General features: G+C 69.2%; 11 protein-coding genes and 1 pseudogene. 4 read left to right on the top strand and 8 right to left on the bottom strand.

Annotated elements, in window-relative coordinates; genetic code table 11:
• Positions 1-554, top strand: a pseudogene (locus tag ABZX92_RS29645) (hypothetical protein); the annotation flags it as partial.
• 59 nt (positions 555-613) lie between these two features.
• Here ABZX92_RS29645 and ABZX92_RS29640 read toward each other — a convergent pair.
• The 4 genes from ABZX92_RS29640 to ABZX92_RS29625 form a co-directional block, all read right to left on the bottom strand.
• On the bottom strand, positions 614-1387 hold the full coding sequence (locus tag ABZX92_RS29640) for an ABC transporter permease (RefSeq protein WP_355566338.1): 774 nt from the start codon (positions 1385-1387) through the stop codon (positions 614-616).
• A 53-nt stretch (positions 1388-1440) separates the two neighbouring features.
• Positions 1441-2394 carry an ATP-binding cassette domain-containing protein gene (locus ABZX92_RS29635; RefSeq protein WP_355566335.1) on the bottom strand — a complete coding sequence of 318 codons (954 nt, stop codon included), beginning with the start codon at positions 2392-2394 and terminating at the stop codon, positions 1441-1443.
• Positions 2395-2465: 71 nt separating this feature from the next.
• A complete protein-coding gene (locus tag ABZX92_RS29630; RefSeq protein WP_355566332.1) occupies positions 2466-3833 on the bottom strand; it encodes an MDR family MFS transporter in 1368 nt (455 codons plus the stop codon).
• Entirely contained in the window at positions 3830-5278 is a 1449-nt protein-coding gene (locus ABZX92_RS29625) for an aldehyde dehydrogenase (protein ID WP_355566329.1), read from the bottom strand. Before ABZX92_RS29625 ends, ABZX92_RS29630 begins: the two co-directional genes overlap by 4 nt.
• A 115-nt stretch (positions 5279-5393) precedes the next feature.
• Here ABZX92_RS29625 and ABZX92_RS29620 point away from each other — a divergent pair, with 115 nt between their 5' ends.
• Positions 5394-5933 (top strand): TetR family transcriptional regulator, encoded by a 540-nt coding sequence (locus ABZX92_RS29620; RefSeq protein ID WP_355566326.1) that lies wholly within the window; start codon positions 5394-5396, stop codon positions 5931-5933.
• Here ABZX92_RS29620 and ABZX92_RS29615 read toward each other — a convergent pair.
• Both ABZX92_RS29615 and ABZX92_RS29610 read right to left on the bottom strand, forming a co-directional pair.
• Positions 5930-7861: a tetratricopeptide repeat protein gene (locus ABZX92_RS29615; protein WP_355566323.1), complete on the bottom strand. Its 1932-nt coding sequence runs from the start codon at positions 7859-7861 to the stop codon at positions 5930-5932. The genes ABZX92_RS29620 and ABZX92_RS29615 overlap by 4 nt on opposite strands.
• Position 7862: 1 nt before the next feature.
• Entirely contained in the window at positions 7863-9038 is a 1176-nt protein-coding gene (locus ABZX92_RS29610; protein WP_355566321.1) for a hypothetical protein, read from the bottom strand.
• A 372-nt stretch (positions 9039-9410) separates the two neighbouring features.
• Here ABZX92_RS29610 and ABZX92_RS29605 point away from each other — a divergent pair, with 372 nt between their 5' ends.
• On the top strand, positions 9411-9827 hold the full coding sequence (locus ABZX92_RS29605; RefSeq protein WP_355566318.1) for a helix-turn-helix domain-containing protein: 417 nt from the start codon (positions 9411-9413) through the stop codon (positions 9825-9827).
• 3 nt (positions 9828-9830) lie between these two features.
• Here the strand turns inward: ABZX92_RS29605 and ABZX92_RS29600 are convergent, their stop codons facing one another.
• Positions 9831-10250, bottom strand: coding sequence for a DUF6069 family protein (locus ABZX92_RS29600; RefSeq protein ID WP_355566315.1), 420 nt, complete (start codon positions 10248-10250; stop codon positions 9831-9833).
• A gap of 102 nt (positions 10251-10352) precedes the next feature.
• On the opposite strand from ABZX92_RS29600, the gene ABZX92_RS29595 reads away from it, so the two are divergent.
• Positions 10353-10916, top strand: a complete 564-nt coding sequence (locus tag ABZX92_RS29595; RefSeq protein WP_355566312.1) for a helix-turn-helix domain-containing protein — start codon at positions 10353-10355, stop codon at positions 10914-10916.
• On the opposite strand, the gene ABZX92_RS29590 is transcribed toward ABZX92_RS29595, so the two are convergent.
• On the bottom strand, positions 10913-12466 hold the full coding sequence (locus ABZX92_RS29590) for a serine/threonine-protein kinase (protein ID WP_355566309.1): 1554 nt from the start codon (positions 12464-12466) through the stop codon (positions 10913-10915). The two genes, ABZX92_RS29595 and ABZX92_RS29590, sit on opposite strands and share 4 nt — an antisense overlap.
• Between the last annotated feature and the right edge of the window lie 96 nt (positions 12467-12562).

Below are 12562 nucleotides of genomic sequence, written 5' to 3'. Positions count from 1 at the left end.
TCCGCTGCGGCGACGAACGCGTCGACCGCGCGGTTCACGTCCTCCGTGGTGTGCGCCGCCGACATCTGCGTGCGGATGCGGGCCTGGCCGTCATGACCGGCTACGCGCGAGCGGAGGTCGTGCTGCGCGCGGGCCGGGTCGCGGAGGCGAGCGAGCTGAGCGCCGGCTTCAAGAAGATGGCCACGCTCTCCCCGATGCTGAACGGGTTCGTCACGGAGTGGGGCGCGATGCTCGACGGGCGGATCGCGATCGCCGAGGGCAGGCCGGACGACGCCGAGCCGTGCGTCGCGGTGGCGGTGCGGACGACGTCGGAACGCGGAGACATGCCGGATCTGGCGGGAGTGACGGAGCTGCTCGCGCTCGTGCGGCACGCGCAGGGTCGCGACGAGGTGGCGTTGAGGTTGCTGGGGCTCGCCCAGATGATCCGCGGACGCATCGATCTGGGCGACCCGGACATCCGCCGGCTCGCTGAGATCCTGGGCATGCCTGAGCGCCTCGGCATCACGAAAGCCGAGGCGCTGCAGGAGATCCGTGCGGAGGCCGGAGCCCTCTAGCCGGTTGCCTCCAAGGCACTAGCCCTGTTGGCGCACGGTCCGGCTGATCCATGAACGGGCTAGACCCGCTTGCGGTAGGCCCAGGTGGCCAGCGGGAAGAACACCGCGACCGCCGCGACCATCCAGATCAGCGAACCGGTGAGCGGTCCCGCGATCGGACCGCCGTTGAGCAACCCGCGCAACGCGTCGGCGAGCAACGACACCGGGCTGATGTCCGCCCACGCCTTCAGCCAGCCCGGCATCGTCGAGGTGCCGACGAACACGTTGCTGCCGAACGTCAACGGCATGATCAGCACGAACATCATGCCCTGCACCGCGCCCGGCGTCTTGAGCAGCATGCCCACGAACACCGACGCCCAGCAGAAGCACAGCCCGAACACCAGCGCGAGCCCGATCGCGATCAGCAGCTCCACCGGCCCGGTCTGCACCCGGAAGCCCATGATCGTCGCGACCACCAGCAGCACCAGGATGCACACGACGTACCGCACGATGTCCGCCAGCACCGCCCCGATCAGCGGCGCGGACCGGGCGATCGGCATGGCGCGGAACCTGTCGAACACGCCCTTGGAGACGTCCGTGTTCAGCTGCACGCCCGCCGTCATGCTGGCCTGCAGGATGTTCATCACCAGCACGCCCGGCACCAGCATCTGCAGGTACGCGTCGGTGTTGCCGGCCAGCGCGCCACCGAACAGGTAGGTGAACATCACCAGGAAGATGATCGGCGCGATCGTGACGTCCGCGAGCTGCTCGGGGTTCTTCCGGATCTTCAGAATGCCGCGCCACGCGAGAGTGAGTCCATGCCGCACACCCCGGTCGAGTGAGATGGTCGTCATGCGCGGCTTGCCCTCGGTCTCGCGCTGCTCGGTCGGGTCCAACGAGGTGGTGGTCATACCAGGCTCCCCTCAGGCTCGCGCTTGCCCGTCAGCGCCAGGAAGACCTCGTCGAGCGAGGGCAACCGCAGCGCCAGCTCGTCCGCGGTGATCCCGGCGTCGTCGAGCTTGCGGACCAAAGTGGACAGCAGCACCGGGTCGTTGACCGGCGCCGTCAGCAGCCCGGTGTCGTCGTCCCGGTGCGGCCTCGTCCCCGTGAGATCACCGAGAATCCGTTGCACCACATCGAGATCACGTGCCCACGTCGGCCGCACCTGCAACGTCTGCCCGCCGACGCGGCGCTTCAGCTCGTCCGACCGCCCCTCGGCCACCACCTTGCCGTGGTCGAACACCGTGATCGTGTCCGCGAGCTGGTCGGCCTCCTCCAGGTACTGCGTGGTGAGCAGCACCGTCACCCCGTTCGCGACGAGCTTGCGGACCACGGCCCACACCTCGTTGCGCGCGTGCGGGTCCAGCCCGGTGGTCGGCTCGTCCAGGTACAGCACGGACGGGTTGCCGACCAGGCTCGCCGCGAGGTCGAGCCGCCTGCGCATACCCCCTGAATACGTCTTGGCGGCCCGCCCCGCGGCGTCGGTCAGCTCGAACTGCTCCAGCAGCTCGGCCGCCTTGGCCCGCGCCCCCGTGCGCGAGTAGTCGAGCAACCGGGCCAGCAGCACGAGGTTCTCCGTCCCCGACAGGTCCTCGTCCACCGACGCGTACTGCCCGGTCAACCCGATCAGCGACCGAACCGCCCGCGGGTTCTTCACCACGTCGTATCCCCCGACCGTGGCGTGCCCCGCGTCCGGGCGCAGCAACGTCGCCAGCACCCGCACCGCCGTGGTCTTGCCCGCGCCGTTCGGCCCGAGCACCCCCACGACCTTCCCCTCCGGCACCTCGAGGTCCACCCCGTCCAGGGCTTTGGTCTCCCCGTAGTGCTTGACCAGGCCTTCAGCCCTGATCGCCAGCGACATCGCTCTCGTTCCTCCCTCTGTCAGGGTGGAACTGTGCGCCTGGACGCTGGCAGTCCACGCACAGCGCGCTGTCAGCGGCTGACAGCGTGCTTTCGCAGCAACGCGGCCAGCACCACGCCGACCGCGACCAGCGGGGCGATCCAGAGGAACGCGGTGCCGATGCTGTGCGCGATGTCGTCGGTCAGCAACGCGCCGAACGCGGTCACGCCGAACGCGGCGCCGATGGAGCGGAAGAACGTGACGGCGGCGCTCGCGGCACCGATGTCCTCAGCGGGTACGGCGTTCTGCGCGGCGGTCAGCGCCACCATCGGCACCATGCCGATCCCGATCCCCATGACGAGGAAAGCGCCGACGAGCACGAGCTGCGAGGTGTCGGCGTCCAGTGTGGCGAGCAGCAGGAGCCCGGCGACCGTGATCGCCATGCCCGCCACCAGGACGGTCCGGACCCGCCGCGGGTTCGCGATCCACCGGCCTGCCAGCGACTGGCTGAACACCAGGCCGATGACCAGCGGCAACATGTGCACACCGGAGGCCGTCGCGGACACTCCCCCGACGACCTGCAGGTACGTCGGCAGGTAGACCAGGGCGCTGAACATCGCGACGTTCGCGACGAACCCCACCAGCGAGGCGATCACGACCGGCCGGGAGGTGAGCATGGACAGCGGCAGGATCGGTGCCGCGGCACGGCGCTCGACCGGAACCACCAGCGCTGCCAAGGAGATCGTCACGACCACGAGCGCCAGCACGCGCGCCGAGGTCCAGCCCCAGTCGCTGCCGAACGACGCGATCAGCACCAGCCCGGTAGCGGCACCCGCGGTCAGCAACGCCCCGAGGTAGTCGATGCGTGCCGCCGAACGCCGTGGTGTGACCGGCAACGACCGTGCGGCGATCACCAGCGCGACCAGCCCGACCGGGACGTTGATCAGGAACGCCCAGCGCCAGGAGAGCTGGTCGGTGAACAGGCCGCCGAGCAGCGGCCCGAAGATGCTCGCCACCCCGTACACCGTGCCGAACATGCCTTGGTAGCGCCCGCGTTCGCTCGGCGCGGCGATGTCGCCCACCAGCGCGAACGTCAGCACGATCATGCCGCCGCCCGCCACTCCTTGCAGCGCCCGCGCGGCGATGAGCTGGGGCAGGTCCTGTGCCAGGCCGCACAACGCGGACGCGAGCAGGAACGTGGCCGTGGCGACGAGGTACAGGCGCTTGCGCCCGAGCATGTCGCCGAGCTTGCCCCACAGCGGTGTGACGGCGGTCGAGGCCAGCAGGTAGCCGGCGGTGACCCAGGCGATGTTCTGGAAGCCACCGAGATCGCCGGCGATGCGGGGCAACGCGGTGGCGACGATCGTCGAGTCCAACGAGGCCAGCAAGACCGCGAGAACCAGTGCTGTCATCGGCGCCCGTGCGTTCGACCGGACGGGCGCTTCCAGGGTCGCGGTCATGCCTTCACCGTCACGGTCTTGTACTCGGTGTAGGTGCCGAGGCCGACGGCTCCGTACTCACGGCCAAGACCGCTGGCCTTGAAGCCGCCGAACGGACCGTCGAAGCCGATCGGAGCGCCGTTGACGGTGACCGTGCCCGAACGAATCCGGCGTGCCACGGCCATCGCGCGGTCCTCGTCGGCGGACCACACCCCACCGGACAGGCCGAACTCCGAGTCGTTGGCGATCCGGACCGCGTCGTCCTCGTCCTCGTAGGCGATCACGACCAGGACCGGGCCGAAGATCTCCTCCTGGGCGATCCGCATCGAGTTGTCGACGTCGGCGAACAACGTCGGCGTCACGTAGAAGCCGTTCTCCAGCCCCGCCGGGACGTGCGGACCACCCGTCACCAGCCGGGCGCCCTCCTCGATCCCGGTGCGGATGTAGTCGAGAACGCGCTGTTGCTGGTCGCGGCGGACCATGGGACCGATGAACGTCTTGTCGTCGTCGGGAGCACCGACCGGCAGCGACTCCACGAGGTCGGCGAGTGCGCGCACCACTTCCTCGTAACGGCTGCGGGGCGCGAGGATGCGGGTCTGGGCGATGCAGGACTCGCCGTTGTTGAGCAGCGAACCGAACTTCAGGCCCGCGACGACGGCGGCGAGGTCAGCGTCGGGCAGCACGACGGCGGCGGACTTCCCGCCCAGCTCCAGGCTGACCCGCTTGAGCTGCTCACCGGCGATCGACGCGATCCGGCGGCCCGCCCTGGTCGACCCGGTGAACGCGACCTTGTCGACGTCCGCGTGCCGGACGAGGTACTCGCTGGTCTCGCGGTCGGCCGGGAGCACGCTGATCACACCCTCGGGCAGGCCGGTCTTCTCCAGCAGCCGGGCGAGGAAGTTCATGCTCAGCGAGTTCTCCGGCGACACCTTCAGCACGACGGTGTTGCCCGCGAGCAGCGCCGGGATGATCTTCGCGAGTGCGGCCGAGAACGGCGAGTTCCACGGGATGACCGCGGCGACGACACCGATGGCCTCCCGGCGCACGACCGAGCGGAACGGAGAGGCCGGATCGGACGGTTCCAGGGTCTGCTCCCAGCCGAACTCCTCCGCTGCCTTGAGGTAGGCGGCGGCTTGGCGGCCCAGTCCTGGCTGGCCCGCCTTCGTGAACCACAGCGCCGACCCGTTCTCACTGGAGATGAGGGCGGCGATCTCGTCCGCGTGCTGCTCGCGAAGCTCCACCAGCCGCCGCACCACGGCGATCCGTTCGGCGGGCGGGGTCTCCGGCCACGGGCCTTCGTCAAACGCCTTTCGCGCGGCGGCGACGGCGCGGTCGACGTCGGCGGGCATCGCCTGCGCCGCGCGGCCGAGCACGGACTGGTCGTGCGGCGACACGATGTCGAGCTGCTGGTCGCTGCTCGGCGTGGTCCACTCGCCGCCGATGAAGAGCTGGTCGTACGTGATCATCGCAAGTCTCCTGCTTCGTTGAACTGTCACATCAACGTAGCACTTATCGAGACACGAGCCATCTCAGCGATGCGGTAATTGTTCCAAGCGTCACATCAGCTGCTATGTTCGTGGGGTGAGAGCAGACGCCGCCCGAAACCTCGAACTAGTGCTGTCCACCGGTGCCCGGATGCTCGCCGCAGACCCGGCCGCCAGCATCGCCGCGATCGCGGCCGAGGCAGGCGTGGACCGCAGGACCGTCTACCGGCGCTTCGCCAGCCGGGAGGAGCTGCTCGCCGCCGTCTACCAGGCCCGGCTCGACGCGATCGAGGGGGCCATCGGCGCCGCGCGGCTGCGGGAGGCGCCGGTCTCGATCGCGCTGCACCGGTACGTCGAGGGCATCATCGGGGTCAACCGGAAGTGGCCGGTCGAGCTCAGCCGGATGACGGCCGACACCGACGCCTGGGCACGCCGCAACCGGGCGGTCGACGAGGTCGAGGCGTTCATCCAGCGGTGCGTTGACGAGGGGTTTCTGCGGTCGGGACAGCCGGCGGGATGGATGGGCGCGGTGCTCGGGCACCTGCTGCACCTCGGCGGGCAGCAGCTGCTCGAGCACAGTCCCGCTCAGGCCGCGGACGTCCTGGTCGACACCTTCCTGAACGGGTGTGGCGCCTAACGGCAGAGTTCGAGCTGGTGCTGCAACTCCTCGACGTCCGCGCCGGGCAACGCCAGTGCCGCGTCGAAGTCCTGCATCGCCAGTTCCGACTGCGCGCACGCGAGGTAGGCCATGCCCCGGTTGAGCAGCACGTCAGGATCCGCGCCGACCACGTCCAACGCGAGCGTGAGGTCGTCGACTGCGGTCGCGGCGCGGCCGAGCCGGAAGTGCGCGACGGCGCGGTTGACCAGTGCGGCCGGGTAGCGCGGGTCGCCCGCCAGCGCGGCGTCCAGGTGGGGCAACGCCTGTTCGGGCTGGTCCTGTTCGAGCTCGATCGTGCCGAGCATGGCGAGCAGCCGCGGCTCGTCGGGTGAGAGTTCGAGCCCTGCCACGACGTCCGCGTGTGCGGCTTGCGCGTCACCGGTGGAGAGCAGCAGTTCCGCGCGGGTGAGGCGGGTGTCGACGTCGCCGGGTTCCATCTCCAGCACGTAGTCGAAGTCGGCGAACGCGCCGTCGACGTCCTCGACCGCGAGCCGCGCGGTGCCCCGGTTGTAGTACAGCTCCGGGAACGGCGGGCCGATCTGCACGGCCCGGTCGTAGTCCGCGAGCGCGGCCTCCAGGTCGCCGCGCTTGCGGGAGATCTTGGCGCGTTCGCTCAGGTAGTCGGTGTAGAGCGGGTCGAGCTCGATCAGCTCGGAGAACTCGGCGTAGGCCTCGTCGGCGCGGCCCAGCGCGGCGTGCAGGCGGGCGCGGTTGTAGAACAGCTGCGAGCGGTGCAGCACCCACTCCTGGTCGTCGAGCTCGTCGTTCAGCCGGGCGATGCCGCCGTCGACGAGCTCCAAAGCCCGCTTCAGGTTGCCCCGGTGCATCTCGACCAGCGCCAGCCCGTTGGCCTGGAACACCTCGTAGGTGCGGCGCTCGGCAGGGTCCGGCAGCAGCGACGCCAGCGTGTAGGCGTTGTTCTGCCAGCCGATCGCGGCCTCGTGGTCGCGCGGGACGAAGAACCTGGTGTGCAGCATGGCGATGCCGTAGCTGACCGTCATGTGGACCTTGGCGTCGGTGAACTTGGCGCGCAGGTCCAGGTACAGCTCAAGAGACTCGGTCAGCCGGTCCAGCGCCACCAGGGCGGAGGCCGCGTGCTGGGTGAACCTGAGGTACTGCTTCGGTTGCGTGGCCGGGTCGGTGACCGCACGGCCCCGGATGCCCAGGTCCACGACGGCGGCGGAGAATCCCGTCTCCACGCAGAACTGGAACGCCCGGTCGAGCACCTCCTGGCCGCGGCCGTGCGGGTCCGTGCCGCGTTCGCGGTGGTAGGTGACGGCGCCGATCAGCGTGCCCCAGTCGGCTCCGGGTTCGAGCTCGTCCGCGCGCTCGTCGTGAAGTCGTTGCAGCACAGCGGGATCGGCGTTGTCGTACGCGTCGATCTCCGCCTGGTTGGCGCTCGTTCCGTCCGACCAGATGTAGGCGGCGACCAGCTGATCGTGACTGCGGTCGTCGTGCTCTGGCTCAGCTTCCTCCACTGTGGACACGACGACCTGCAGAGTGGCGGGATCACAGCGACGGGTGAGCAGTTCCACGAACTCGCTCGTGGTCGGCTCGGCGGCGTGCATGTCCTTGAACACCAGGCACAGCGGCTGGTCCCCCGCCTCCGCGCGGCGCCGGGCGAGGTCGATCAGGAACGTCACGATCCCCTGGCTCATGCACCGGATCATCTGCGCGCCGTAGAACCTCGTGCGCTGGGAGAACGGCCCGGCCGACGCCAGTGTCGACGGCGCGGGCCCGATCAGCTCCGCCAGCTCCGGGATGCCGTACAGCAGCTCGACCTTGTGCTGCTCGACCAGCTCCGGCCAGCGCTGCTGGGCATCGGGCAGCAACGCGCGCAGGACCGTGTCCACCCCGGTGTACGGACCGCGCAGCCGGTGGTGGCAGACCGCCGTGATCACGTGCATGTCAGCTCACTTCTCTTCCGATCCGGCGCTTGCGCCGGGCGAGATGGGCGACCAGCACCAGCTGGCCGACGTTGATCACCAGCGAGACGACCGCGTCCCAGAAGTAGAGGTCCAGCCGTCCACTTGAGAGGTTCCTGCCGACGATCTCCACGTACTGCACGACGATCGGCAGTGAGCCGAACACCGCCAGCGCCAACATCACCGCGATGCCCAGCACCACGAACGGCCCGTACCACCGGCCTGCCTTGCGGTCGTGCTCGGTCCACTGCCCTTCGTCCACCACCCGCTCCGGACGCCCGAGCGCGCGCCACATCCTGTTGCGCAGCAAGGCGACGCTGGCGTCGTGCAGGTCGTGGCAGTGCAGCGCGGTGGCGAACACGTAGTAGAGGTCAGTGCGCAGGTAGAGCTGGAACTGCCAGATCAGCCGCATCACCACGGTGAACCCCAGCGCGATCGCGACCCGGCCGGTCAGCGACAGCGCGCCGCTCACGTCGCGGGTCGCGTGCGCGAGCAGCCCCAGCAGGCCGAGCACGACGACGTCGGCGAGCATGCCCGACAGGAACGGCAGGTAGCGCTTCTTGCTCGCGACGCTGAACAGGCCGTTCATCCGCGTCTCGAAGACGACGTACATGAACCGGTTGCTCATGCCGAGCTTGCTGGGCAGGCCGAGCCGCCGGCCCGCCAGGGTGTGGAAGCCCTCGTGCAGGAAGATCAGCGGCAGCTGGCCGAAGGTGATCACCAGCTGGACCGCCAGGGCGGACTGGACGAAGAAGAACTGGCTCGGGTCCGGCAGCAGGTCGTCGTGCCGGGCGCCGAGCAGCAACCAGGTGATCGTGATAGCCGCGTAGGCCAGCCAGGCGATCGGCGAGAACGCCGCCGCGCCGAGTCCCTGGAAGCGGACCGGGAGCGCTTGGGTCCTGACCTCGCCGGTGCGCACGAACCCCAGTTCCCGCAACGTTTCCAGGAAGTCGTCCATGTCGATCGGCTCGCCGAACTCGGTCTCGTACCACTGAGCGGCGTTCGCGGGCGACATCCCGCCGGCCATCCTGCCCAGCAGTGCGGCGCCATCGGACGGCAGGACCGCGTAGGAGCCGGTGTCCAGGCGGCCGACGACCGTTTCTTCTCCCTCGGGAACGAAGCTGAGGTCGTGGAAAAGCACTGGCGTGTCGCTGCTCATGACGCCTCCCGATGGCCGGGGGCCGCAGCACGTGGCGCGGCCCCCGGCGAGCTCAGATCAGGCCTCGACGCTGTACGGGCACTTGCAGGTGGCCGTGGTCAGGCGCACGTCGCCGGTGCGGCGGACGGTGATCTTCTTCATCTTGGTGGTCGTCTTCATGGGTATTTCCTCCCTCAAAATGACGCGGCCGGTATTTCGGCCGCACCAAATTCCTAACACGCCGCAGTTGCCGTTCTGCGGCAACAGAACAAACTCAGAACACTCGCAGAACAGCTCGATACGGGCGCCGGAAAGTACCCATTTGAAATCCTGCTACCTCGTAGCCCGATCGGCAGATGTGTCGTTTGGACAGCCGCTGTCACGATCGAACGCGTGGAAGGGGAGGGCACGAAATTGGAGGGTGTATACGCACGTCTCGGACAAGAACTGCTCCGCCTGCGGCTCCAACGTGGACTTTCACTCCGCAAGCTCGCGCGGCAGCTCGGGATGACCGCACACAGCGGGATTGTCGACTATGAGCGAGGTGTCCGAATTCCACCGGCCGATCTCATGACGACTTATGTACAGGTGCTGAAGCCGGACGGAAACCGTCTCGCCCAACTGTACGAAGCGGCCGTGGCGGCTCGTGCACAACAACGGGTGCTCGACTCGATTCAGACCGAAATCCCGTTGGGACCTGCTGACGTGGAATGGGTCGCCCGGCAGTACGTGGAACAGATCATGGCACTGAACAACGTCGTGCGCGCATTGGAAGAACTCACGAGCAAGCTCTCCGCCGCGATCGCCTGAAAATCAGCACGGCAGAACGCGTGACAACACGGGCACAGTGAGGGCCGCGACGACGGTGTGCATCGCCATCAGCGCGAGCGAGTTCACCACGCCGGCACCCGCGGCGAGGATGCCGAGGTCCGGAATCCACGAGACCACGACGACGACCGGCACCAGAACGCGCAGCACCCGCCGCGGGTCGCGGGCGGAACGGCGCACGAGGTACCAGCCGAGCGTGCCGAGCAGGATGCCGATCACGGAAGCCGGCGCGAACTCCGCCAGCGCCAGGCCCATGCGTTCCTGACCTGCGGGGATGAACTTGCCCGCGACCACGGCGATCAGGAAGTTCACCGCGACCGAGAGCACCGCGGCTCCCAGCAGGCCCACGACGACCTCTCCGGCGGTGGGCGCGAGACCTGCGGAACGAGTGCTGGTGTCGGTCATGAGCCGTGTCCTTAGGTAGGCTGATTGCAAGCGGTCACTTGCATTCAAGGTAGCCACCAGGCCACCCTCGATGCAAGTGTTCACTTGCATCGAGGAGGGTGAGTGGCTGGTCGGGTGCCCGACGAGACGGTGTTCGCGGCGGTCCTGGAGGTGATCGCCGAACAGGGGTACGAGCGGGCGACCACCCGTGCGATCGCCGACGCCGCCGGGATCAACGAGGCGACGCTGTTCCGCCGGTTCACCTCCAAGCAGAACCTGCTGCGGCTCGCGGTGCGGGGGAACTTCGCGGGGTTCGCACTCGATCTCGACGCGCCGGGCGACGACGTGGCCGCCGACCTGCTCACGATCGTGAACTACTACTCACGGCTCTACGAGACGCGCGGCGGCGTGGTCCTCACGCTGATGCGAGAGGCGAAGTACAGCCCGGAGGTGGCGGCGGTGCTGGCCGAGCCGGAGGCGTTGCTGGAGAAGGTCGACGAGGTGATCCTGCACCACCAGCGGCGCGGGGCCCTCGTCGTCGAGCCACCACGGCACACGTTCTTCGCGCTGGTCGGGCCGCTGATGATGCGGGCCGTCGCGCGGCGGGTCGACCAGCGCGCCACCCAGAAGCCCGCCGACCCCGAGGCCGTGGTGCGCCGGTTCCTCGACGGGCACCGGCCGGACTAGGACGCCGACAGGATCTTCGTGTTCCACCAGAGGTCGAGCTTGTCGAGGGTGTCGAGGTCGCCCTTCGACTTCAGCACGCCGATGGTGAGGGTGCGGGTGTCCACCCACCAGACCTGGGCGTCGCCGTCGGCCAGGAAGCACGTGACGAACTCGCCGGGCAGCGGGCCCGAGGTGTCGCGGTAGTACAGCGCGTAGTGGATCGGGTCGGACTTGGGGCGGCACCCGCCGCGCTCGTCCATCCGCGGAATGCCGCGGCTGGTCACCAGCGACTGGAAGAACGCGTCCTGCGTGGCGCGGTCGGCGAACAGCCGGAACTCGGCCTCGTCCGGTTCCTGGTTCCGCGGATCCCACGCTTCTCCCCCGCAACGGACGGCGGCGACCGCGCCGCTGTCGGCGTTGATGGGCGTGCACCGGCTGCTGGCGTTGCGGAAGACCGTCGGCAGCGCGGCCAGCAGCGTGTCGACCTGCGGCGACCGCGTCGTGGTGGTGGTCGTGGGCGTGGTCGTCGTGCTCGTGGTGGTGCTGGTCGTCCCGCTGCCGGACGAGGCCGATCCGCGTGTCTTGTCGAGGTTCCCGACGTACACCACCGCCGCGACGATCAACGCCACGACAACGATGGCACCGACAACGAGAGCGATCTGCTCGGCCCGGGAGGTGCGGCCGGGCTGAGGGCGGGTGTGCAGCACGGTGCGAAGCTCGGTCGTGGTGCGGTCGAAGGCAGGGACCGGTGCGGGTGTGGCCACGGCCTGGGCCGCCACCCGCGCGAACTCCCCCGCGGTGGCGTAGCGGTCGGCCGGGTTCTTGGCCATGCCCTTGGCGATGACGTCGTCCAACGCCACCGGAACCGCCGGATTCAGCGCGGAAGCCTTGGGCGGCACGGAGTTCAGGTGCGCCCAGATCTGGGCGGCGGTGCTGTCCGCCGTGAACGGACGGCGACCGGTCACGCACGAGAACAGGACGCAGGCCAGGGCGTAGACGTCCGCGCGGCCGTCCACCGCCCGGCCCTCGAAGCGTTCCGGGGCCATGTAGTCGAGGGTGCCGACGACCGAACCCGATGCCGTCAGGCTCGTCGCGGACGATGAGACGCTGCGGGCGATGCCGAAGTCCACCAGGTACACGAAATCGCCGGAGGTCACCAGGATGTTCGACGGCTTCACGTCGCGATGCACGAGCCCGTCGGCGTGCGCGGCGTCCAGAGCGCTCGCCACCTGCTCGACGATCCGCACGGCCCGTGCCGGGTCCACGGTTCCCTCGCGGAGGATGTCCGAGAGGTCGCGGCCCTCCACCAGCCGCATGTCGAGGTAGAGCCGGCCGTCGATCTCGCCGTACGCGTGGATGGGGATGACGTGCGGCTCGCGCAGCCGCGCGACGATCTGCGCCTCGCGGCGGAAGCGGGCGCGGTAGTCCGCGTCGTCGTGGATGCCGGGCGACAGCCTCTTGAGCGCCACGAGCCGGTCGTGCGCCGTGTCGTACGCCCGATGCACCTCGCCCATCCCGCCGCGACCGAGCAGCTGCTCGATCCGGTACGGCCCGAACGTCTCTTCCGTCATCGTCCTCGTGTCCCGAGCGCCGCTGGTTCCGCCTGGCGCAGCCTACAAACTTCTCCGGACAGCCTGAATCGCCCGGCCGGTCGTGGAGACCAGCCG

The sequence above is a fragment of the Lentzea sp. NPDC006480 genome, from assembly GCF_040611995.1.
In the GTDB taxonomy this organism is placed as follows: Bacteria; Actinomycetota; Actinomycetes; order Mycobacteriales; family Pseudonocardiaceae; genus Lentzea.
Note: the sequence above shows the minus strand (reverse complement) of the source record. Positions and strands in the feature narration are given on the sequence as shown.